At 52.5% G+C, this 22,295-nt stretch carries 23 protein-coding genes and 1 pseudogene; 9 read left to right on the plus strand and 15 right to left on the minus strand.

Annotated elements, in window-relative coordinates; translation table 11 throughout:
* Positions 1 to 227 precede the first annotated feature (227 nt).
* Positions 228 to 572 (plus strand): DUF1294 domain-containing protein, encoded by a 345-nt coding sequence (locus H7R56_RS05980; protein WP_106928375.1) that lies wholly within the window; start codon positions 228 to 230, stop codon positions 570 to 572.
* A gap of 79 nt (positions 573 to 651) precedes the next feature.
* On the opposite strand, the gene H7R56_RS05985 is transcribed toward H7R56_RS05980, so the two are convergent.
* Entirely contained in the window at positions 652 to 1,608 is a 957-nt protein-coding gene (locus tag H7R56_RS05985) for an alpha/beta hydrolase (protein WP_106928377.1), read from the minus strand.
* A 245-nt stretch (positions 1,609 to 1,853) separates the two neighbouring features.
* On the opposite strand from H7R56_RS05985, the gene H7R56_RS05990 reads away from it, so the two are divergent.
* Positions 1,854 to 2,750 (plus strand): LysR family transcriptional regulator, encoded by an 897-nt coding sequence (locus H7R56_RS05990; RefSeq protein WP_223878946.1) that lies wholly within the window; start codon positions 1,854 to 1,856, stop codon positions 2,748 to 2,750.
* Positions 2,751 to 3,016: 266 nt separating this feature from the next.
* The gene (locus tag H7R56_RS05995) at positions 3,017 to 3,733 is read left to right on the plus strand and encodes a YebC/PmpR family DNA-binding transcriptional regulator (protein ID WP_106928379.1); all 717 of its coding nucleotides are present in this window, start codon (positions 3,017 to 3,019) and stop codon (positions 3,731 to 3,733) included.
* A 204-nt stretch (positions 3,734 to 3,937) separates the two neighbouring features.
* On the opposite strand, the gene H7R56_RS06000 is transcribed toward H7R56_RS05995, so the two are convergent.
* Complete coding sequence (locus tag H7R56_RS06000; RefSeq protein ID WP_106928381.1) at positions 3,938 to 4,852, minus strand: LysR substrate-binding domain-containing protein; 915 nt, start codon at positions 4,850 to 4,852, stop codon at positions 3,938 to 3,940.
* Between the two features lie 176 nt (positions 4,853 to 5,028).
* Between H7R56_RS06000 and H7R56_RS06005 the strand changes: the two genes are divergently transcribed.
* Positions 5,029 to 5,805 carry an SDR family NAD(P)-dependent oxidoreductase gene (locus tag H7R56_RS06005; RefSeq protein WP_106928382.1) on the plus strand — a complete coding sequence of 259 codons (777 nt, stop codon included), beginning with the start codon at positions 5,029 to 5,031 and terminating at the stop codon, positions 5,803 to 5,805.
* Positions 5,806 to 6,262: 457 nt separating this feature from the next.
* Here H7R56_RS06005 and H7R56_RS06010 read toward each other — a convergent pair whose 3' ends face one another.
* From H7R56_RS06010 to H7R56_RS06065, 13 genes and pseudogenes are all read right to left on the minus strand, one after another.
* Positions 6,263 to 6,583, minus strand: coding sequence for a TA system toxin CbtA family protein (locus H7R56_RS06010; RefSeq protein ID WP_181541707.1), 321 nt, complete (start codon positions 6,581 to 6,583; stop codon positions 6,263 to 6,265).
* A 20-nt stretch (positions 6,584 to 6,603) separates the two neighbouring features.
* Positions 6,604 to 6,921 (minus strand): type IV toxin-antitoxin system YeeU family antitoxin, encoded by a 318-nt coding sequence (locus tag H7R56_RS06015; RefSeq protein WP_182928546.1) that lies wholly within the window; start codon positions 6,919 to 6,921, stop codon positions 6,604 to 6,606.
* Between the two features lie 18 nt (positions 6,922 to 6,939).
* Positions 6,940 to 7,161: a DUF987 domain-containing protein gene (locus H7R56_RS06020; RefSeq protein ID WP_000691995.1), complete on the minus strand. Its 222-nt coding sequence runs from the start codon at positions 7,159 to 7,161 to the stop codon at positions 6,940 to 6,942.
* Positions 7,162 to 7,169: 8 nt separating this feature from the next.
* Positions 7,170 to 7,646, minus strand: coding sequence for a JAB domain-containing protein (locus tag H7R56_RS06025; RefSeq protein WP_046495838.1), 477 nt, complete (start codon positions 7,644 to 7,646; stop codon positions 7,170 to 7,172).
* Between the two features lie 15 nt (positions 7,647 to 7,661).
* Positions 7,662 to 8,120 carry an antirestriction protein gene (locus tag H7R56_RS06030; protein WP_128347215.1) on the minus strand — a complete coding sequence of 153 codons (459 nt, stop codon included), beginning with the start codon at positions 8,118 to 8,120 and terminating at the stop codon, positions 7,662 to 7,664.
* An 83-nt stretch (positions 8,121 to 8,203) separates the two neighbouring features.
* Positions 8,204 to 8,443 (minus strand): DUF905 domain-containing protein, encoded by a 240-nt coding sequence (locus H7R56_RS06035; RefSeq protein ID WP_054626379.1) that lies wholly within the window; start codon positions 8,441 to 8,443, stop codon positions 8,204 to 8,206.
* 99 nt (positions 8,444 to 8,542) lie between these two features.
* Complete coding sequence (locus H7R56_RS06040; RefSeq protein WP_182928547.1) at positions 8,543 to 9,451, minus strand: Ivy family c-type lysozyme inhibitor; 909 nt, start codon at positions 9,449 to 9,451, stop codon at positions 8,543 to 8,545.
* A 14-nt stretch (positions 9,452 to 9,465) separates the two neighbouring features.
* Positions 9,466 to 9,687 (minus strand): annotated as a pseudogene (locus H7R56_RS06045) (DUF4339 domain-containing protein); the annotation flags it as partial.
* Positions 9,688 to 9,724: 37 nt separating this feature from the next.
* Complete coding sequence (locus H7R56_RS06050; RefSeq protein WP_054626378.1) at positions 9,725 to 10,420, minus strand: hypothetical protein; 696 nt, start codon at positions 10,418 to 10,420, stop codon at positions 9,725 to 9,727.
* A 226-nt stretch (positions 10,421 to 10,646) separates the two neighbouring features.
* The gene (locus tag H7R56_RS06055; protein WP_182928548.1) at positions 10,647 to 11,474 is read right to left on the minus strand and encodes a DUF932 domain-containing protein; all 828 of its coding nucleotides are present in this window, start codon (positions 11,472 to 11,474) and stop codon (positions 10,647 to 10,649) included.
* Between the two features lie 91 nt (positions 11,475 to 11,565).
* The gene (locus H7R56_RS06060; protein ID WP_049015602.1) at positions 11,566 to 12,429 is read right to left on the minus strand and encodes a GTPase family protein; all 864 of its coding nucleotides are present in this window, start codon (positions 12,427 to 12,429) and stop codon (positions 11,566 to 11,568) included.
* A 371-nt stretch (positions 12,430 to 12,800) separates the two neighbouring features.
* Positions 12,801 to 12,995: a hypothetical protein gene (locus H7R56_RS27915; RefSeq protein WP_320108820.1), complete on the minus strand. Its 195-nt coding sequence runs from the start codon at positions 12,993 to 12,995 to the stop codon at positions 12,801 to 12,803.
* Positions 12,977 to 13,957, minus strand: a complete 981-nt coding sequence (locus H7R56_RS06065; RefSeq protein ID WP_033544729.1) for an IS5-like element ISKpn26 family transposase — start codon at positions 13,955 to 13,957, stop codon at positions 12,977 to 12,979. The genes H7R56_RS27915 and H7R56_RS06065 overlap by 19 nt, the downstream gene beginning before the upstream one ends.
* A 101-nt stretch (positions 13,958 to 14,058) precedes the next feature.
* Between H7R56_RS06065 and H7R56_RS06070 the strand changes: the two genes are divergently transcribed.
* The 5 genes from H7R56_RS06070 to H7R56_RS06090 are packed head-to-tail and all read left to right on the plus strand — an operon-like array spanning position 14,059 to position 22,255.
* Positions 14,059 to 14,964 carry a helix-turn-helix transcriptional regulator gene (locus H7R56_RS06070; protein ID WP_049015599.1) on the plus strand — a complete coding sequence of 302 codons (906 nt, stop codon included), beginning with the start codon at positions 14,059 to 14,061 and terminating at the stop codon, positions 14,962 to 14,964.
* Positions 14,964 to 18,242 (plus strand): helicase-related protein, encoded by a 3,279-nt coding sequence (locus H7R56_RS06075; RefSeq protein ID WP_182928549.1) that lies wholly within the window; start codon positions 14,964 to 14,966, stop codon positions 18,240 to 18,242. The genes H7R56_RS06070 and H7R56_RS06075 overlap by 1 nt, the downstream gene beginning before the upstream one ends.
* Positions 18,239 to 18,928, plus strand: a complete 690-nt coding sequence (locus tag H7R56_RS06080) for a DUF4391 domain-containing protein (protein WP_151237136.1) — start codon at positions 18,239 to 18,241, stop codon at positions 18,926 to 18,928. Before H7R56_RS06075 ends, H7R56_RS06080 begins: the two co-directional genes overlap by 4 nt.
* A gap of 34 nt (positions 18,929 to 18,962) precedes the next feature.
* Entirely contained in the window at positions 18,963 to 20,843 is a 1,881-nt protein-coding gene (locus tag H7R56_RS06085; protein WP_046495793.1) for an ATP-dependent nuclease, read from the plus strand.
* A gap of 2 nt (positions 20,844 to 20,845) precedes the next feature.
* Positions 20,846 to 22,255, plus strand: coding sequence for a DUF2130 domain-containing protein (locus H7R56_RS06090; RefSeq protein ID WP_046495790.1), 1,410 nt, complete (start codon positions 20,846 to 20,848; stop codon positions 22,253 to 22,255).
* The last annotated feature ends 40 nt before the right edge of the window (positions 22,256 to 22,295 follow it).

A 22,295-nucleotide genomic window follows, 5' to 3' on the forward strand; every position in this document is an offset into this window, starting at 1 on the left:
GAACATTCAAACGAAATGCATCTTTGATTTTGGTCAATTTATGCAGGTGGTAACAGACTGTTTTTCCAGTTAATTACCTGTCACTGTTAATAATTATGCGCCTAATTTTTTCGGCTTTTTGCCGGGAAAGCCGGCGGCCGAGTAACGCTGTAGCGACCCGTCAGGTAAACTGTTCCGGTTTGCATTTTCAGGGGAGTAGAGACGTCATGGTTCTGGGTGATTAGCGGGTGATGATAAATAAAATTTGCTGGGGGTTGTTGGTGCTGGCGTTGATAGCCAGCTTTGGGTTCGTTTATCCCGTTTTGGCGTGGCTGCTACTGATCAACATCCTGACCTTTCTGATTTACGGTGCGGATAAGCTTGCCTCCCGCAAAAGCTGGCAACGCGTACCGGAAAAAACGCTGCTGGCGTTTGGGCTGGCAGGCGGGTGGCCTGCCGCCTGGCTTGCGCAGCAGGCGTTCCGCCACAAAACGCAGAAACAGCCGTTCAGACGCTGGTTTTTTGGCAGCGTGGTTTTAAACCTCGCGGCGGTAGCGGCGGCGCTCTACCTCTGGCGGGGAGGGAGCTGGTAGCGAGACAGCGTGCCACATTGGCGGCCGTTGACTCAACGCACCAGGCCCATCCCGGCACGGAGCTGGTGCGTCAGGAATATCAGGATGGCTGCCCTGCCGGTGAACCTAAATACCGATGGTAAAAGGGAATAAGCTGCGCCAGCGCTTGCGACGTGGCTTCCGGGCGATCGTACAGATCGTAGTGAGAGGCACCGTGTACAACCTGAAGCGTTTTTTCCGTGGAGCGGGCGCGCTGATACAGCTCATAGCCGTCGCGGTATGAGCCAAAACCGCCGGGAACATCGCCAATAACAATATGCAGCGGCTGCGTCAGTAATTTTTCCGTAAAGGCAAATGCATCCCAATTTAACGCAGGGGCGATACTGGTAAAGCGCAGTTTGTTAGGTGAGCCGGTCTGACGTCCTCGTGGGGTGGTGTAATAATCCACCGCTTCAGCGATGTCGATATCGGTAATGCCTGATTCGGCCAGCTCAGCCATATCGGCAGGAATGTAGCCCACCACCAGAGGGTCGCTTCCACGGGCTTCCGCGGTGCGTTGTTTACCCAGCGCCTCAATCGTCTTGAGTGCGGCATCAGGGCTCGCGTCTCCCTCACGCAAGATGCGTCCATAGTTGGCAGCAACCACGGTTGCCACTGCACGGAAACGGTGGTCAGTGGTCGCGGCATTCACGGCATACCCGCCGCCGCCGCAGACGCCTAATACGCCAATGCGATCTTCATCGACATAGGGTAAGGTCACGAGATAGTCGATGGCGCAGCGAAAATCTTCCACCCGAGTGGCCGGGTTTTCGCTGAAACGCGGCTCGCCCCCGCTTTCGCCCTGCGTCGACGCATCAAAAGCCAGAGTGATAAATCCCGCCTCAGCCAGCTTTTGCCCATAGATTGCGCCCGATGTCTGTTCTTTGCAGCTACTGATGGGGTGAGCGCAGACAATGGCCGGGTATTTTTGATGCGGGGTAAATCCCTCCGGGAAGCGGAGAGTCGCTGCAACCTGCCAGCTGTTGTGCCTAAAGGAAACGGATTGTTGGTTCGTCATTGTATGAACTCCTGAAACGGGTTGCGGTGCCTAACGTACTGTTGCTTTCAAACAGCTACCTGCGTCATTCGCCAGTTTATCCGCGGTAATACACGACGCCTTGGCGAACGGACCATCGTCATTCATTCCGCTGTTTTCGAAAGCGTGGGCGACGTGTGCGGTGACGATGAAGTGATGATAGGGCTGGACACTGCTTTTGATTAGACGGAATAATGTGATGTCAGTTATTAGCGTGGCTTATTAATATGATCAAAGAGAACCTCAACGATCTCCTCATATTCCTGACGGTGGTTCGGGAAGGCAGTTTCACGCGCGCCGCAGCAAAAGCCGGGACGTCGCAGTCGGCGGTGAGCCAGACCATCAGTAATCTGGAAGCCCGTTTGCAGCTTAAATTGCTCAATCGCACCACCCGAAGCCTGACGCTAACCGAAGCGGGCGAACGTCTGGCGCAGCGGATTGGCCCAGCCATTGAAGAGATTGCCGAGGGGTTGGATCAGCTGGCTGAATGGCGGGATAAGCCTGCGGGCAGGGTGCGCATTTCCGCCGATGAATATGCTATCCAGCAGGTATTGTGGCCGAAACTGGCGCCGGTGCTGAGAAACTATCCCGATATTCACCTTGAGCTCATCACGGATTACGGCCTGGTGGATATTGCCAAAGAGCGTTTCGATGCTGGCGTACGCCGAGGAGGGCTGATCGCCCAGGATATGGTTGCGATACCGATTAGCGCCGAGCATCGTATGGCGGTCGTGGTGTCGCGCGATCATCTGCCCGCGCAAGGTTTACCAGAAAACCCGGAACAGCTACTGGCATTACCCTGTATTAATTTGCAGTTGCCTACGCATGGGCAGAATTTGTCATGGACGTTTTTGATTAATGGGCAGGAGCAAAAGTTACGCGTGCAGGGGCAGATTATTGTTAACGGCATTAATCAAGTTCATCAAGCCTGCCTTGACGGCTATGGATTTGCATATGTTCCGCAGGCATTAGTGCAACATGATATTACCTCTGGCAAACTGCTCTCGGTACTTGAACGTTTCACCATTACCTATCCGGAATATTATTTATATTATACCAGTCGCTTGAAATCGTCGGCGGCGTTCAATGTCATTGTTGAGGCGCTAAGATATAAACAGCTTTAATACCAGAGTTCCCAATGTTATTGCTGTGGTTTTAAATATTATTACGATGGTCCAATTATGAATAATGAAAGAGGAATAGGAAGGTGAATTTGAAAGGGTTTATCCATAATGTTAACTATTGTTGAATTTAAAGTAACACCTCGTAAAATCGAGGTGTTTTCATTTTCATAGACGAGTATTTAACTGTCATGATATAATGCGGCGGAAAAACATGCGGGTTATTAACCGGTATGTAATGTGAATAAATTTTCGAGGAGACTATTCCAGTGGGACGTAAATGGGCCAACATTGTTGCTAAAAAAACCGCCAAAGACGGTGCAACATCTAACGTATATGCAAAGTTCGGTGTGGAAATCTATGCTGCTGCGAAACAAGGTGAGCCGGACCCGGAATCAAACTCAGCTTTAAAATTCGTTATTGAACGTGCGAAGCAAGCGCAGGTTCCAAAGCACGTTATCGATAAAGCCATTGATAAAGCTAAAGGTGGCAGCGACGAAACGTTCGTACAAGGGCGTTATGAAGGCTTTGGGCCGAATGGTTCCATGGTTATCGCTGAAACGCTGACTTCCAATGTAAACCGTACCATTGCTAATGTTCGCAACATTTTCAATAAAAAAGGCGGAAATATTGGTGCGACGGGTTCTGTCAGCTATATGTTTGACAATACTGGCGTGATCGTATTTAAAGGAACCGATCCTGACCGTATTTTTGAAATTTTGCTGGAAGCTGAAGTTGATGTTCGCGATGTAACCGAAGAAGAAGGGAATATCGTTATTTATACCGAAGCAACTGATCTTCATAAAGGCATTGCAGCGCTTAAAGCAGCCGGGATTACTGAGTTCACATCAACAGAATTAGAACTGATCGCGCAATCAGAAATTGAACTTTCGCCAGAAGATTTAGAAGTCTTTGAAGGGCTGGTTAATGCCCTTGAAGATGACGATGATGTTCAGAAAGTTTATCATAACGTTGCAAATCTCTAATTATATATTAAAAGAATCTGCCGTTATGGCAGATTTTTTATCTTTGTAATTTTTATAAAAATAAATCCAGCCAGCAGTGATGGTGATATTAATGGCTGCTGCTCAAAAGTCTTCTCCCGAATTTAAATTTCAGGCCTTTATTCTCTTCGCGGTCGGTAGCGTATTGTGCCGTCTGGGTACACGGCACAATGGTTGAGTAGGGGATTAAGCCTTTTCGGCGATCACGTCCTGGACCAGCCAGTCATGGAATATTTTTACTTCATGCCGCATGGTGTGATGTTGCGGGGTCACCAGATAATAGGACCATGTGAGCGGCCAGCGATGCCTGGGGTGCAGCAGGACCAGTTGTTCGGTTGCGATAAGCTGCTTCACCAGCGCGTATCGTACAATTGCCACTCCACGTCCGCTCAGGGCCGACAAAACGACGGCGGCTGTGGAATTGATGTGCAAGCCGTTTTCATGGGCCGCGGGCGCGCCGACCGCGCTGAGGACATCATCCCATGAGGGAAAATGCGCGCCGGGGTGCGGCGTGTCATCATGGATCAGTTTCTGCGCGGCGAGCCATTCACCGCAGGTGGTTTTCTCCGCGGGTACCAGGCGCGGGCTGCAGACCAGCACCGCTTCTTCGTCCATTAGCCAGGTTTTATTCACGCCCGGCCAGTCTCCCTGACCGCAGCGAATGCCTATATCGGCTTCGCCGTGTGACACGTCCATGAGCTTTTCGGTGACGTTGAGCCGTAGGTCAATGCTTTCATGGGTTTCAGAAAAGCGATTCAGCCGTTCCATCAGCCAGTTCATCATCAGCACCTGTGAGGCGGTTACGACAACAACAGAACGAGCCCGCCGCCCACGTAGTTTATTTAATCCGGACTCCAGCTTATCAAGCCCTTGGGTAATGTCCTGTAAGGCGTCCTGCGCTTCATCCACCAGCGTCAGACGCTCCTTACCTGAACGGGTACGGTGAAGCAGCGGATGCCCAACCCAGTCTTCCAGCGAGCGAACAAGCTGGCCTACGGCCGCAGATGTGACGCCCAGTTCCTGTGCTGCGCCGGTAAAGCTGCCGTGCCGAGCGGTGGCTTCAAAGGCGTGCAGCCATTTCAGTCGGTTAAGCGATCGCATGACCTCTGTCCTGATTGATTATTTTCTTCAGTATACGCCGCCAAGAAAGATTTTCTTTTCTGTGCCGTTATTTCTTCTCAGTCGTCAATCACCGCTCTGGGTGACATTCTGCTGCCACACGATGAAAAGCAGCGCTCTTCATCAATGACAACCAGATGATTTGAACGAGGTTAGCGATGAACGCATCTTTTGCCGGTAAAAAACTGTTAGTGGTTGGCGGGACGAGTGGTATGGGGTTCGAAACGGCGAGGCTGATCCTGAAAAATGGTGGCAGCGTGGTACTGATCGGCCATCGTCAGGATAAAGCCGAGCAGGCTCGCCGGGCGCTGGCCGCTGATGGGCAGGTTTCCATCATCGTTGCAGACCTGATGAAAGAAGACGGAATGCAGCAAGTGATGAAGACCATTAACGCTGAACATAAAGATATCAATTTGTTGGTCAACGCGGCTGGCGTGTTCTTTCCGAAAGCGTTCACCGAACATGACATGTCTGATTACGATAAGTATATGAGTATCAACCGCGCGACCTTCTTCATCACCCGCGATGTGGTGCGTAATATGGTTGACGGCGGTTTGAAAGGCTCCATCGTTAACATCGGCTCTATGTGGGCGCAGCAGGCTATCGGTGCTACCCCGTCTTCAGCCTACTCTATGGCGAAAGCGGGCCTGCATGCGTTGACTAAAAACCTGGCCATTGAGCTGGGAGGGAAAGGCATCCGCGTCAATGCCGTCTCTCCGGCGGTTGTTCACACGCCAATTTATGAAGGTTTTATTGCGAAAGCTGACGTGAAGAATGTGATGAATAGCTTCGACAGCTTCCACCCGATTGGCCGCGTGGGAACGCCGGAGGATATTGCTGAAACTATTGCCTTCCTGCTCTCTGATAAGACTGAGTGGGTCACCGGTGCTATCTGGGATATCGATGGCGGCGTGATGGCGGGTCGTAACGCCTGATGACCATGCTGCAGGCGGCGCTGGAGTTATTAAGCAAATGCAGGCTGTGCGCGATGGGCAGGTGACTGACGCGCACAGGAGCGCATTGCTGGTGAAAAGGCGGTGATGCGCGCTTGGTCTGGCTCCCTTTTATCATGGGTGCACGTTCGGTAGACCGCTGCATTGCGGGTACCGATTTTATGGGCTTCTGGCGGGTTATTCCTGGAAGCGACAGACACAAAAAAGCCCGCAGGGCTTGCGCCGTGCGGGCTCTTAGGACTTCATCGGATGACTCTGGTAATCACCGATGGAGAATTTTGGTGGGCTGGCGGAGTCTGAATTGGTGCTGTAATTAATTGAAATAAATTAGCTAACTTCTAATTCAACTTTTCTTTGGTGCCTATATAGGTGCCTAAAAATTTTTTCACCCCTTTTTGCTCAGTAAAGAGGTGGGTTGCGGAAAGAAAACTGACACTACTTAAGTTCTCATTTCCCTCATAGCCCGTCTGGCTTTTAGAATGTCTACAGCAGTAATAAAAGGCGACTGTTCTTGCCAGCTAAACCCCTTACGATCGATGCGAACCAGTTCGTATTTTTCCACCAGAAAATTAACGGCATCGGCTAAAGAGATACCGGCATCGATATGTTCCTTAATCACAGTTTCATCACTGAATGGCGTGTCATTCAGTGTCAGGCCATAGTGCTGTTCCAGCAAACGTGTCAGTAACATTTGCCAGACAGCCACGGGTGACAGGCAGTGCTTCACCGCCCGCTGAGTTGTTGCAGGTAAAGTTTTCATATTTGCTCTCGTGAAGGTAATTAACGCTGAGTGAGGTAAATGGCGATGTATATGTAGCCGCAACTGCCAAGGGTGTCGGCTTCGCAGGTAAAACCGTTGTGATACAGGGTGACGCAGTGGGCATGATGGGGGCTGAGTTCACCGGTGGTCAGCATCGATTCCATCTGGCGGATAAAGTGCGGGAATGTTTCATCCAGCTTCTGGCATTCGGCGTCACTGAACTTACCGGTGATACTGGCCCGGTCAGCTAGGTAGTGCAGCCGGTTGCCCTCCTGCACCAGACGTGTTCCCAGGCGCGGCGTGATATCGCGCTGCAAGCCCCAAGTGATGTTGCTCATTACAGTTCTCCACTATTGTCAGTTTAGGGTGATGCTCATCAGGCAGGCATAAGGCCCGTTGCGGTCCTGGCGGCGTTCGGCGTACACAGCCAGGACTCCTGTGATATCCGGAACGTCCCTGCCGGTGTAATGGCAGACGCTACCGTGCCACTGATATTTTCCGGTGCAGTAGCGAAAGATTCGGGACTCAGGATGCTGGCGGTATATCGTCATTGCCCGGCGTTTACTGATAATTTTCATGTCATACCTCACAGCAGACCGTGTTCTGCGAACGAATAGATTTGCCTGCCGCCGACAATCAAGTGGTCAGGGACGCGGATATCCACCAGCTGAAGCACCTGCACCAGTCGCTGCGTGAGGGTTTTGTCAGCCTGGCTGGGTGTTGTCTCACCAGAGGGATGGTTGTGCGCGAGTATCACCGCCGCCGCGTTGAAGTATAGGGCACGTTTTACCACTTCCCGGGGATGCACCTCGGTACGGTTAATCGTGCCTGTGAAGAGCGTCTCATGGGCAATCAACTGATTCTGGTTGTCCAGATACAACACACGGAACTCTTCCCGCTCAAGCGCGGCCATATGCAGTCGCAGCCATTCACGTACGGCGTGGGTAGAGGTGAAGGCCACGCCGGGCTCATGCAGGTGGCGGTCCAGAGCCCTGAGCGCCCGCTGAATGAGACGCCGGTCCTGTGGCGTCATCTCGCCGGGTAAAAAGGAAAGCTGTTTCATCTGTTGCTCCTTCGGTCAGTCGATAATGCGCAGAATGGCGTGGGCCTCTGGATGCTGCAGGGCGTAGTCCCGCAGGCGGTAATAGTGTTCAGTCATGGCATCGCATTGGGTGCGACAGGCGTGATGGCTGTACGCAATCAGGCAGACAGCAATACCTGCGGCTTCTGCACTCATTTGGGCATCGTTGCCGTTCAGGCAATTAAACAGACGCCATATCTCATCATTGTCAGACTCGGGAGCCATAAACGCCCCGCCATTGCTGAGGGTGTAAAAGGACCAGATACCACCGCTGTAGGTCGAACAGAAGCGATCCATCCAGGCGAAAATACGGGGTTCCAGCGTTATCCACTGCGGGATAGCGCCAAAGTGCAGTGGCCAGAAGTTGATACGCTGTTCGTCGGGTACCAGCGTGGCACTGAGGGTGAACTGCGGTTCGTTAGCGGGAACAAACTCGTGCTGTGTCTGTGTTGTCATAGGGTTTCTCCGTCAATAAAAAACGCCAGCGGCGATGGCTGGCGTATGAGGTGGGGTAATCAGGGTCTGAAAAATGACTGCAGTCAGTCGGTGGATAATGCTCTGCAAATGCCATCCTGCCCGATATACCGGTTGAGGGCCGTACCGGCATCCGGTTCAAAGTTCCACGCCCGCCAGACCATCCGGCCTTCGGGGTCGCGAACCACCAGACGGAAGTGACTGTCCTGGTCGTCTTCAATGGCGATGTTGTGATATCGGCGGGTAATCGCTTCGGCCTGCTGTCGGATGAAAGGTCCCGGTGGTAACCATTTAGGTTCAGACATTCGGTGTACCTTAAAAGCAAAATCCCCTGTCGCAAAAGCGACAGGGGACTGAAAGAGAGGAAGGAAAAATAGGGTATGTTTCGTGTCGTAACGATAACACTACTGCTTAGCAGCTTGTTTTGCTTTTTCCCAGGATGGTCGGTTCGGGCCGGAAAACTCTTTCATGTCTGACCAGTAACCGATAGGGTACTGGATAACAGTTTCATCACCGACGCCGATGTCAACAGACAGATATTGACCACCTTTAATGGAGCCTTTGCGCACCCAGGCATTTGGACTACAGGTTCCAGTATCTCGCTGTTGCCAGGAACGGTCATCCTTGTCAATGATGTAAAAATCACCTAATGAACACCCACTTGCAGATTTGTGATTTAACACGGCGGCCACGTGTTTGGTATTACCAACAATCACACAACTGTTATGTTTACCGCCGCACATGTTCCACAGAGTGTCACCGTTACCCCCGGTAAATTCCCAGATGGTATTCGCTGGTGGTGCATCATTGGACGTGGTAGTGGCGGTTGGCGTGTGTGTTGGTTCCGCAGTCCCATTGACTAATGCACGTAAAACTTTCAACTCACCATCACTTGGGGTGTTAACCCACTGCCCATCTTTACCGTTGCTGTAGAAGCCCACGAAGTTATTGAGGTCAGGCTGGTACAAGAATGTCAGATTGTGGTTACCACAGTTACCGTCTTCACACATAAAACCTTTCAGGTAGACTTTACCGTCAATTTTTACTGGTTCCATCGGACCCGCTGGACCATTCATCTCGTCGAGCATCGCCGGTAAACCATTCTGATTCATGGTCTCATCAAACGACTTTTTGTACGCTGGGTCGGTTTTGTACAGGTCGAAAGGATATGGGCAGGTATTGTTTTCTGACTGACAGTTCTTGGCTTCTACCGCCGTTTTTGCGGTTGCCTGGACTACAGTCGGGGCCATCAGTGCCACAGACAATGCCAACCAACTCCATTTCACATTTGCAGAGAAAGATTTTCTTTTCATTATAAGACTCCTTATAAAACCCCTGATGCGTCAGGGGCTGTGGGCGTATGCTCGCGTATGGCGCTCTGAAGTAGCACCGAAGCTAGTGGGGTGGCGGAGACCGGTTGCCACTCCGTCATTCCCTGTCGCCAAACCAGAGTGGCGGCAGTCAGTTCACCGTGAACAATCAGGCCGGTGATGTCGTCTTCGGTCACATTGTCGTGACGTACGCCATTTATCTCGTAATACCATATCATTGTTTTTCCTTGTTAACAGAGGTCATTAAACCAAAGCTCATCCCGATCCCCCGTTATCGGCAGCCTGTGACAAAACTTCACGGATACAGCTGAAGTGAGGAAGTGCCCGGATAAAGCCTGCCTGAGTGGTTAACAGGCTGAGTCGTTTTCGAGGGGTAAAAGTGGTGTTCAGGATTGTCACTGCATGGATGGTCGCCAGAGGATGCACGGTTATATGCCCGTTAAGTTCACCGGTGAGGTACCAGCAGCCGTCGAGAAATATCAGACGGTACGGGGCCAGTCCGTCACAACGTTCACCGTCCGCGAGCAGCAATACACGCTGGCTGCCGGTGATGGCGCTGACCAGTCGATAAAATACCAGCGGGCTGGTGGTCGTTATCGGCTGTGGTGACTGCCACACCAGGCAAGGGGTTCCATCCGATGCCAGCAGTGCGCCCGCCAGACGCCGGTCCAGCCCCGGAAAGATATCGGCCAGCCCGGCCCGGTATGCAAAAGTCAGCACATCCAGTTCACCCTGCGGACCTGCACCGGTCCGCAGGCGATAGCATCCCTGATGACATTCGAGGTCCAGGTACATCAGTCGTTCGCGAAAATCCCGGTACAGGGTACGGACCGACACATCAAACTCGGTCGCCAGTTTTTGCATCTCTAACGTTTCACCCGCCACAAGACGGCTGATAATCAGCGACAGTCTGACCGCCAGCCTGTCGTAGCGGCGCTCTGTCAGTGGCATGGTGGTTCCTCCGTATTGTTAACTGACTGAAAGAAATAAGATTCTAAAGGAGGGCGTTGACAGGATATGTCCACGGCGGGAACTATTTTGGGAAGTACATGAAGCCTGTGATTATCAAGCCTGCGCGGATTTCGGATGATTTAACCGGCAAGTTCTGTGCACCCGAAATGACAGGGTGTGTCATTTATTCACATTTTCATAACCATGCCAGAGGTAAAATGTGAACTCACGCAGGCCGGAAACCACTGAGCATGGCTTCCGCCATCACCCACAGTGCCCGGTTAAGCTTCACATCACCGTCAATGCCGTGCACCGCACGGGTATGCGTTCGTCCGCCTTTCGCACTCCGGCCACTGAGCCCGCCTTTAATCAGGTTCTCCTGAATACGCTGATACGTGGTCCACAAGTCGTTACTTTCATCCTGCCAGCGGCGCGGAGAAAGCACCTGTGACGGTGCAACCGGCTGGTGGTCTTCCCCGAAACGGTACGTCAGTGCAGCCTGTGCCAGCGCCTGTTGTGCAGGGGGCGACAGCATCAGCGACTGCATCGCATCACGCTTCTCTTCCACACGGTCAAAAATGCCCAGTACCTCATACGCGCCTTCAATTACCTGACTCACCACGTCCCCCTTGTGCGGCACCCGCACCTCGCCAAACGACTCACCACAGACGAGCCCGTTCTGACAAACTGCGCGAAATAGTCCCGGCAACATCTGGTACGAACTGGTGCCATCATGTGAATTCAGCAAAATGATTTCCGGCACCTGCTTACCGGTAATCTGCCCCTCCCGACGAAGGCGCAGCATGTGTTTCGTATGTTCACGACGACCCGGGTCACGTACCCGGGTCTGACAGGCAAAGAATGGCTGGAAGCCTTCTCGCTGTAAGCTGTCGAGCAGGGAGATGGTAGGTATATAGGTATAACGCTCACTGCGGGATTCATGTTTGTCCTCGCTGAACACACTGGGCACCACGCGAAACAGCTCCTCACGGGTTAACGGGCGGTCGCGACGGATAAGGTTTGCTGCGCCAAAGCGCGAAGCCAGACGGGTCATAAGCAGACTCCTCATAATGGGAAAACAAATAAAAGAAATCCCCGTCGCATCGGCGACAGGGTTAGGGAAATAACAGGGATGGGTTAAATACTCAGAAGAAGAAATCCCAGACGGCACGGGCCACTGACACCACGGTGGTGCGCACGGCCTGAATGACGGCCCGCACCGGGGCGGGTATCAGGGGAAAGGCACTGATGCTATCGAGTACAGCACCGACGGTTTCACCAAAATCGCTACGCGCCTGTTCCCGGACTACCGTCGTGCGAAAGGAAGGCTGGAGTTGCGACACCACCGGGCTGGTGGCCTCACGTGGCAGGCACTTAATCATTCGCTCGGCCATCACCCGCAGTCCCCACTGAAGACGGACCGACACGGCACACACTGGATGTACGGGCTGGAACAGCTCATGCAGCAGACAGATTTTACGGCTGATATTCTGCTTCTGCTCTTTGGACAATGGCCCCCCACCGCTGGTGGGCTCGACCTTATCCGACTGGCTGATAACAAACAGCACCTTATGCCGGTATGCCTCCCCAATCACTTGATGATAAAAGTGTTCATCCACTGCCAGCGCCCGGTCATCGGCCTTAATCAGCCACAGCACCAGGTCAAGCCGGGGAAGCTGTTCGCGATACAGCGCAGCATATTCGTTATCGCGAGCGCCACTTTCGCCCACACCGGGCAGGTCCACCAGCGTCATATGGCGGTCGCCAACCAGCAGACGAAAGCGTAAAGGTTCACGGGTGCAGGCCGCCACATCGCTGACCGGCGATACTTCGCCGACAAACAAGGCATTGCAAAGGCTACTCTTTCCCGCGCCGGTTTTACCCAGAATGCCGATCACTGGCTCGTAGTCGGTTAACTGGTTTATTTGCTGCAGAATCCGCTCTGATGCCCACTGTGGCAGACCAGAAAGCGATTGGTGAAACGACTTCAAACCTTCAGAATTGTTCATTACTACTCCTCTGAAAAATAATACAAAAACGGCAGAATCGTGAGATTCTGCCGTTAATCGGGTATGTTCAGAAGAATGATATCTATCTGAAAATAATTTGAATTAAGGTAAGCGACGAGCCACAGCCGCCTGTGATCCCGGTCCCTGAGTCGTTAGGTTATTCTGGTATCCCTCATCCCAATACCAAAATAGTGGATAAGGGCAAATTGCCTGAGGGGGCTATAGGGCCTTGGGCAGCAAGGTTTTATAGTTGGATGGCATCAATTTAACGGTATAGAAACATCAACCCATACGATGACTGCCTACATTCAAGACATAAATTCTTGCTGTTACATAAGTATTAATGCTGATTGTCATCAATTTGATTATAATCATGGCACTTTATGGATTACCGTATTAAGGAAGGTGCGAATAAGCAGGTCATTTCTTCCCAAGCTGACTCGCTGATTAAAATTTCGCGGATCTGGGCCGATTTTTTTCCCGCAAATACATCGAATCAGCCTATTTAGGCTATTTTTTCCACCATTTCTGGCGTTATTTCCGGTTTTTACTGAGATCTCTCCCACTGACGTATCATTTGGTCCACCCGAAACAGGTTGGCCAGGGTGAATAACATCGCCAGTTGGTTATCGTTTTTCAGCAGCCCCTTGTATCTGGCTTTCACGAAGCCGAACTGTCGCTTGATGATGCGAAACGGGTGCTCCACCCTGGCCCGGATGCTGGCTTTCATGTATTCGATGTTGATGGCCGTTTTGTTCTTGCGTGGATGCTGTTTCAAGGTTCTTACCTTGCCGGGGCGCTCGGCGATCAGCCAGTCCACATCCACCTCGGCCAGCTCCTCGCGCTGTGGCGCCCCTTGGTAGCCGGCATCGGCTGAGACAAATTGCTCCTCTCCATGAAGCAGATTACCCAGCTGATTGAGGTCATGCTCGTTGGCCGCGGTGGTGACCAGGCTGTGGGTCAGGCCACTCTTGGCATCGACACCAATGTGGGCCTTCATGCCAAAGTGCCACTGATTGCCTTTCTTGGTCTGATGCATCTCCGGATCGCGTTGCTGCTCTTTGTTCTTGGTAGAGCTGGGTGCCTCAATGATGGTGGCATCCACCAAAGTGCCTTGGGTCATCATGACGCCTGCTTCGGCCAGCCAGCGATTGATGGTCTTGAACAATTGACGGGCCAGTTGATGCTGCTCGAGCAGGTGGCGGAAATTCATGATGGTGGTGCGATCCGGCAGGGCGCTATCCAGGGATAATCGGGCAAACAGGCGCATGGAGGCGATTTCGTACAGAGCATCTTCCATCGCGCCATCGCTCAGGTTGTACCAATGCTGCATGCAGTGAATGCGTAGCATGGTTTCCAGCGGATAGGGCCGTCGGCCATTGCCCGCCTTGGGATAAAACGGCTCGATGACAGCGGTCATATTCTGCCATGGCAGAATCTGCTCCATGCGGGAGAGGAAAATCTCTTTTCGGGTCTGACGGCGCTTAGTGCTGAATTCACTATCGGCGAAGGTGAGTTGATGGCTCATGATGTCCCTCTGGGATGCGCTCCGGATGAATATGATGATCTCATATCAGGAACTTGTTCGCACCTTCCTTAAATATCATTTTTTCCCTATAGTGATGATTTATGCCTAGCTCCCCTTCTAAGCGGCTTGAGGACTTGAGTGTGGCCCAGCGAGAGCGGCTGGCCTACATCGATTTTCGGCTCTACTTCTTCGGTGAGATCGGTCGCCCAGATCTGATTGAGCGCTTCGGCGTGGCTCCAGCAGGGGCGACACGCGATTTGGCTTTGTACCGGGAAATCGTGCCGCATAACATCACCTTCGATGGTAGCAACAAGATCTATCGCATCGGGCAGGCGTTTTCCCCGTTGTTCAAACACGTATCGCAGCGTGTTCTGTCTGCGCTAGCTTTCGGCTTTGGCGATGGCGTGAACGGCTCAATGCAGGCGCTGCTACCATGTGAATCCCCCGCAGCCCTGTGCATCCCCAAGATGGATGTGTTAGCAGCGATTTGCCGAGCCATCCACGCCAAGCGACCTGTCGCCATCCGCTACCACTCGATGAGCGGCGGCGAGTCCGAGCGGGTAATTGTGCCCTTTGCCTTGGTTGATACCGGCCTGCGCTGGCACGTCCGGGCCTTTGATCGCAAGAGTAGAGAGTTTCGGGATTTCGTCGTCACCCGCATCGAAGTACCAACATTGCTCGACGAGGAGCCACAGGACAACGAACGGCAGGATAACGACATCCAGTGGACGCGCATCGTCGAGCTAGATTTAGTGCCGCACCCGAGCGTTGAGCGGCCCGATATTATCAAGATGGACTACGGGATGACAGATGGTTCGATCAGAATGCGCGTTCGCGCTGCGGTGGTGGGCTATATGTTGCAGCGCTGGCGGGTAGACTGCTCACCCGATCATTGCCTTCGTGGACCGGAGTACCGGTTATGGCTCAAAGATCATCTCGCAATTTACGGCGTAAAAAATGCCTTACTGGCACCAGGCTATAGCGCCACTAAGAAGGCTGACTATTAATGGAACTGATCGACAATATCAACCGCCTGCTCGGAGACGACCTAAAGCAGACGCTCAAACCTGGTGCTCGCCTGAAGATCGCCGCTTCCTGCTTTTCGATGTACGCGTTCGAAGCGCTCAAAGCAGAGCTGGAAAAAATCGACGAGCTGCAATTCATCTTTACCTCGCCGACGTTTACCGCTAACGAGGTTACCGACAAGATTCGCAAGGAACGCAGAGAATTCCACATACCGAAGGCTGACCGCGAACGGAGCTTGTACGGGAGTGAGTTCGAAATTCAGTTGCGTAACAAACTGACCCAGCGCGCAATTGCAAAAGAGTGCGCGGACTGGATGCGGCGCAAGGCAACATTCAAGTCCAATCGCAGCAAGGCACCGATGCAGCAGTTTACTTGCATTCAGGCTGCTGCCGCAGATACTGCCTACATGCCACTGCACGGCTTTACCGCCGTCGATCTCGGCTATCAGCAGGGCAACGCTGTCTCCAACTTTGTCAACAAGATGGACGAACCGACATTTACGGCGACCTACCTCAGTCTGTTTAACCAGATCTGGCAGGACCCCGAGAAGCTGGAGGATGTAACGGCGCAGATCTGCGATCAAATTGCATCCGTCTACCAGGAAAACTCGCCAGAGAGCATCTACTTCCTGATGCTCTACAATATCTTCAATGAGTTTCTGGACGACATCAACGAGGATGTCCTGCCGAACGACCGCACGGGCTATCAAGACACGCTCATCTGGAACAAACTCTTCAATTACCAGAAAGATGCTGCTACCGGGATCATCAACAAACTTGAAAGCTACAGCGGCTGCATCTTGGCCGACAGCGTGGGTTTGGGAAAGACTTTTACCGCGCTGGCCGTGGTAAAGTATTACGAACTGCGCAACAAGTCAGTTTTGGTTTTATGCCCTAAGAAGCTGGCGGACAACTGGCTGAACTACAGCCGCAACCTCAAGACCAACATATTTGCTCGCGACCGGTTCAACTACGACGTGCTTTGTCATACCGACCTCAGCCGTACGAGCGGTGAGTCGTTCGGCACACCGCTGAATCGTATCAACTGGGGCAACTACGACCTTGTCGTCATCGACGAGTCGCACAACTTCCGCAACAATGACGCCTATAAGGACAAGGAAACCCGCTACCAGAAGCTGATGAACAAGGTTATCAAGGAGGGAGTGAAAACCAAGGTATTGATGCTTTCGGCCACCCCGGTGAACAACCGCTTCAACGACCTGCGCAACCAACTGGCACTGGCCTACGAAGGCGACTCCGAAAACCTCAGCAAGAAGCTGCGCACCGGCAAGACGGTAGAGGACATTTTCCGTAGTGCACAGGCCAGCTTCAATGCGTGGGCAAAGCTTCCATCGGAAGAGCGCACAGCGCGGGCCATCCTGGATTCGTTGGATTTCGACTTCTTCGAATTGCTCGACAGCGTCACCATCGCACGTTCGCGCAAGCATATTCAGACCTTCTATGATACCAAGGAAATCGGCCAATTCCCTGAGCGCCGCAAACCCTTGTCGTTCCATAGCCCGCTCACGCAGCGAACGGATGTGATGAGCTTCAACGAAATTTTCGAGCAGCTGTCGTTACTCAAGCTCGCTGTTTACGCGCCGATCAGCTACATCCTGCCCAGTCGGCTCAAGAAGTACGAGGAAATGTATGACACTCAGGTTGCAGGGAAAGGCAAGCTTAAACAAGTCGACCGAGAAAAGAGCCTGCAGGCATTGATGACGACCAACCTGCTCAAGCGCCTGGAAAGCTCGATTGAGTCTTTCCGCTTGACGCTCAAGTCCCTGCGTGCGAACCACACGAATACACTAGGCAAGATCAGCACTTTCAATGAGACTGGCGGCCTCAGTGGCATTGACAGCAGAATCAATGACCTCACCGACCAGTTAGAAAACCTCGACGCGGACGACGACCTGCCAATCAATGGCGACAGTGAGATCGGAGGCAAGGTCAAAATCAGCCTCGCCGATATGGACTTGCCTTCTTGGGAGCACGAGCTGAAGGTCGATCTGGAAATCATTGATGCTTTGCTGACGTCGATGAACAAGATCACGGCTGCCGATGATGCCAAACTGCAGCATCTCAAGACACTGGTTCTGGAGAAGATCGCAGCACCTCTGAATCCCGGCAACAAGAAGGTGCTGATCTTCACCGCCTTCGCCGACACCGCTGACTATCTGTATGCCAATTTGGCTCAGGAATTGCTGGCTACACAGACCTTGCACAGTGCAAAAGTCACCGGCAAAGGGGCACCGAAGAGCACGCTCAAGAAGAGCTATGACTTCCAGGAACTGCTTACCCTCTTCTCGCCGCACTCGAAGGAGAAAGCCATCGTGCTGCCAAATGAGGAGGCAGAGATAGATGTGTTGATCGGCACCGATTGTATCTCTGAAGGTCAGAACCTGCAGGACTGCGACTACCTCATCAACTACGACATCCACTGGAATCCCGTGCGCATCATCCAGCGCTTCGGCCGTGTGGATCGCATCGGCTCACCCAACAGCAGCATCCAACTGGTTAACTACTGGCCAGACATCTCGCTCGACGAATACATCAACCTGAAGGAACGGGTTGAGAGCCGAATGATGATTGCCGATGTTACAGCCACTGGTGATGACAATGTGCTGAGCGCCCAAGCCAACGATGTGTCTTATCGCAAAGAGCAATTGCGACGTTTGCAAGAGGAAGTGATTGAGCTGGAAGACCTGAAAACCGGAGTGTCGATTACTGATCTCGGGCTCAATGACTTCCGAATGGACTTGCTCAACTATGTGAAGGTCAATGGCGAATTGAGCAACGTGCCAAGCGGGATGCACGCCGTAGTGCCTGCCAAGCCGGAGATGGGCCTACGCCCGGGTGTGATCTTCACGCTACGCAACCGGAATCCAAGCGTCAACGTCAGTCAACACAACCGCCTGCACCCTTATTACCTCGTCTACATTAATCGCGAGGGGGAAGTCATTCACGATCACACCGAAGTCAAACGTTTGCTGGATCTGGTTCGCACATGCTGTAAGGGACAAGCCCAGCCTATTACAGATGCCTGTCTCTTGTTCAATAAGGAAACGGCCGATGGCCGCAAGATGCATATGTATTCGGACCTGCTTGGCAAGGCCATCCGCTCAATGATCGAGGTGAAGGAAGAGAAGGATCTGGACAGCCTCTTCTGTAGCGGAAAGACCACCGCGTTGGTCAATACTATCGTCGGACTGGACGACTTCGAACTGATTACCTTCCTCGTGATTCAGGAGGCCGGATGAGTCAGTCTGCGCGATTTGAGTCGAATACCGCCTTCATTAACTATCCGAAGCAGGCTGTCTTTGGTCGTACCCTGCCAAAGAATAAGATCTACGAACACAGCGGCGCTAATACAAGGCTGAAGGACTTGTTCGTCGAGCAGGTGGAGCAAATCGTCTGGCAATACAAGTTGGCTCCGGAAACGATCAACCTGCCCGCCAGGCCGGGAGTACCAGAGCTTCAGATTTTCTCAATTCAGCTCAAGACATTGGAGCTGAATATGGACGTTTTACGTTGCATCGATGGTGCGGTGCAGTTTCCCATCATCTTCGAGCTGAGCTTTGATGGCCGAACAAAGGTGATCGCTGCATACAAACGACCGAATGAGTCAGACGGCAGCCGTTGGGTCTTGAGTGACTACTTTGCGACAGCCTGGTTGCCGAGTGACTATGAGCGCGCCGCCATGCCCCTGGCTCTCGACTTGGGCGGTTTGTATGAACATATGCTTCACCGCCTGATCCCCCCCCCTGTGCGCCCACAAGAAAGTCTCGCGGACTTGGTCGCACGTGTCGAACTGATTGCAGCCAAGCAGCGTGAGGTTGAAAAAGCCGCCAGCAGACTTGCCAAAGAAAAACAATTCAACCGCAAGGTAGAGATCAACGCCAAACTGCGGATATTGAAAATTGAACTGGAAGAGCTCAAACATTGATAGATCACAACAGGTGTAAGGGAATAAAACTGAAATGAAAATTCAATCCGTTCGCATCAAGAACTTCCGTGCACTCAAAGACGTCACGATCCCCTTCGACTCCGTCACGACATTCATTGGGCCGAACGGAGCTGGCAAGTCGACAGTGCTACGGGCACTCGATTGGTTCTTCAACGGCAAGCCCGGTTCGCTTACAGAAAAAGACTGCTTTTTTGGAGAGACTGACGAAGACATCGAGGTGCAAGTCACGTTCGCAGATCTCACCGAAAAGGATCGGGAGGCGCTTGGTAAGTACACTCCAGAGGGTGCCACCAAATTCACTGCGTGGAGGCGCCATTCACCTGACGGGACTGATGTGCTTTCTGCAAACGCAAAGGGATTCCCAGAGTTCAACGCCATCAAAACTGCAAATAGCGTAGCCGCAAAGAGGGAGCTTTATGCCAATCTTAGAGCTAGTCGCCCAGAGCTGGAACTCCCGACAGCCACAACCGGCACTGCTATTGAACATGCAATGACTACTTGGGAAGCGGCACATACAGAACAACTTGTAGACGCCCCCGAATCACTTCAGACCAACTTTTTCGGTTTCAACAGCAGCGGCAAGATGAGCGGCCTTTTCGATTTTGTGTTGGTGACTGCAGACCTTCGCGCAAGTGAAGAATCAATCGACGGAAAGTCGAGCATCATTGGACGTATTCTTGAGCGTTCGGTTGATCGTGCTTCGGCTGATGAAGAGATTGCGAAGATCGTCGAGGAATCACGAACACAGCAGCAAAAAGTGTACGACGAGAAATTCAAAGCGCAACTTGATGTTATGACGACTCAGCTTAATGCCGTCGTTGCGTCCTACTCACCGGGTCGGGCAGTCACTGTTTCCCCGGCAGATGTGGAGCTCAAAGCCCCCAAAACCACGTTCGAAGTAGCCGTGCTCGATGGCACAACCGAAACTGCGGTAGAACGACAGGGGCATGGTTTTCAACGGACGATTTTGATCTCGGCGCTCCAGCTCTTGGCACAGTCCGGCTCTGCATCAGCCGACGGAGTCATCTGCTTAGCAATCGAGGAGCCAGAACTCTTTCAGCACCCGATTCAGGCACAGGCGTTTGCAAAAGTGCTCCGCTCACTTGTCGAAGACCCCGACAAGTGCATCCAGGTGACGTATGCGACACATAGCCCTTATTTCCTTGAGGCCCGCCATTTTGATCAAGTTAGGCGATTGACACGATCATCTGGAGAGACTCCAACTGTGACTATCCACTTTGCCTCCGTTGATGATGTGAAGACCAGACTGCTCCAGATAGTGAACGCTGATGTTGTCGAACGTCAGTTAGATGGCATCGTTTCAGATCAACTGGCTGTAGCGCTCTTTGCCCATCGCGCTTTTCTGGTGGAGGGTACCACCGAGTCATCGGTGTTCCACGGTATAGGCGACAAAATATCTTTTGGTGCGCTTGAAGCCGCTGGCATTTCCATTGTCCCCGTTGGAGGCAAGACGTCGATCCCTCTTGTCCATGCCATCCTGTCCGCGCTCGGCATCCCGGTTTATGCGCTTTTCGATGCTGACAGAGCATGTGAGGCACGAGCAAAAGCCAAAGGAAAACAGCAAAACAAGATCGATGAAGAAATTGCAAAAAACGCCCGAGAAAACCGGACAACATTGAGATACTTCGGCATTGCTGAAGAGGATTTTCCAGACGCTGTCGTCGGCGACACAGTCGCCATTTTTGAAGACCATCTGGAATCATTTCTCGTAGCCAACTGGACTGAGTGGCTAACCGCCTGCAGTGAAATCGAGGCTGCCACAGGTATCAGTCTCTCGAAGAATCAACTAGCATACCGCACGGCGACACTCAAAGCCGCAGGGGCGGTGCCAGAGATGCTCCAGCAAATCTTAGCCAAGGCAAAAGGAGAATGACCATGCATGAAATCATCTGCCCCCATTGCGGCAAGGCTTTCAAGATTGATGAAACTGGTTACGCAGACATTCTGAAACAGGTTCGCGATGCTGACTTTGAGAAGCAGCTACATGAACGCCTTGAGCTGGCCGAGACGGACAAGCAAAATGCGGTCGAGCTGGCTCAAGCCAAGATTACCAGTGAATTGCAGAAGGCTGCTTCTGCAAAGGATGCCGAAATCCAGGCATTAAAGGCTAGGCTGGATGCAGGAGAGGTGGCGCAAAAGCTTGCTGTCAGTGAGGCGCTGAGCGCGGTAGAAAAAGATCGCGATGCGCTGGCGAACGCGCTGGAAAAAGCAAAGCAAGAGAATGAAACTAAAGCTCAACTGGCCGAGGCGAAGCGATTAAGTGAGCTACAGCAAGCCGAGGCCACCAAGGATGCGGAGATTCAGCGTCTGCAGGCCAAGCTTGCAGCAGGCGAAGTAGCGCAAAAGCTCGCGCTCACCGAAGCTGTCAGCGTGGTTACTAAGGAACGTGACGAACTCAAAAGCGGACTAGATCGAGCGGCTCTGGAGAAGCAACTTGCCGAGACTGCGCTCAAGGATAAATACGAAACACAGCTCAAGGATCGCGATGGTGAGATCGTACGTCTGCGGGACATGAAGGCACGGCTGTCGACCAAGATGATTGGGGAAACCCTGGAGCAGCATTGCGAGATTGAGTTTAACCGTCTCCGGGCCACCGCATTCCCAAAGGCCTACTTCGAAAAAGACAACGACGTGCGCACCGGCAGCAAGGGCGACTATATCTTCCGGGACATGGATGATACAGGCACCGAGATCGTCTCGATCATGTTCGAGATGAAGAACGAAGGTGACGAAACAGCCACCAAGAAGAAAAACGAAGACTTCTTCAAGGAGCTCGACAAGGACCGCACCGAAAAAGGTTGCGAATACGCCGTGCTGGTATCCCTGCTGGAGCCCGACAGTGAGCTTTACAACGCTGGGATCGTTGACGTGTTTCACCGCTACCCGAAGATGTACGTCGTCCGGCCGCAGTTCTTCATCCCCATCATCACGCTGCTACGCAATGCGGCGATGAAGTCACTTCAATACAAGTCCGAGTTGGCGCTGGTGAAGGCGCAGAACATCGACATCACCCAATTTGAAACCCAGCTCGATGACTTCAAGACCGCATTCGGTCGCAACTGGCGTTTGGCTTCAGATGGGTTTGAAGAAGCGGTCAAACGCATCGACGAAGCCATTAAGGATCTTGAAAAGACCAAAGAAGCCCTGCACAAGTCTGCCAACAATCTACGGCTTGCCAACGACAAAGCTGAAGACCTGACGGTCAAGCGGCTCACCCGCGGCAACCCAACAATGGCCGCCAAATTTGCCGAGCTCAAACACCAAAACAATTCTGACGCCGAATAAAGCCAGCCCAGAAAGAATTAGGACACTGCGCAATAGTGCG

The sequence above is a fragment of the Klebsiella sp. WP3-W18-ESBL-02 genome, from assembly GCF_014168815.1.
GTDB classification, from domain to species: Bacteria; Pseudomonadota; Gammaproteobacteria; order Enterobacterales; family Enterobacteriaceae; genus Kluyvera; species Kluyvera ascorbata_B.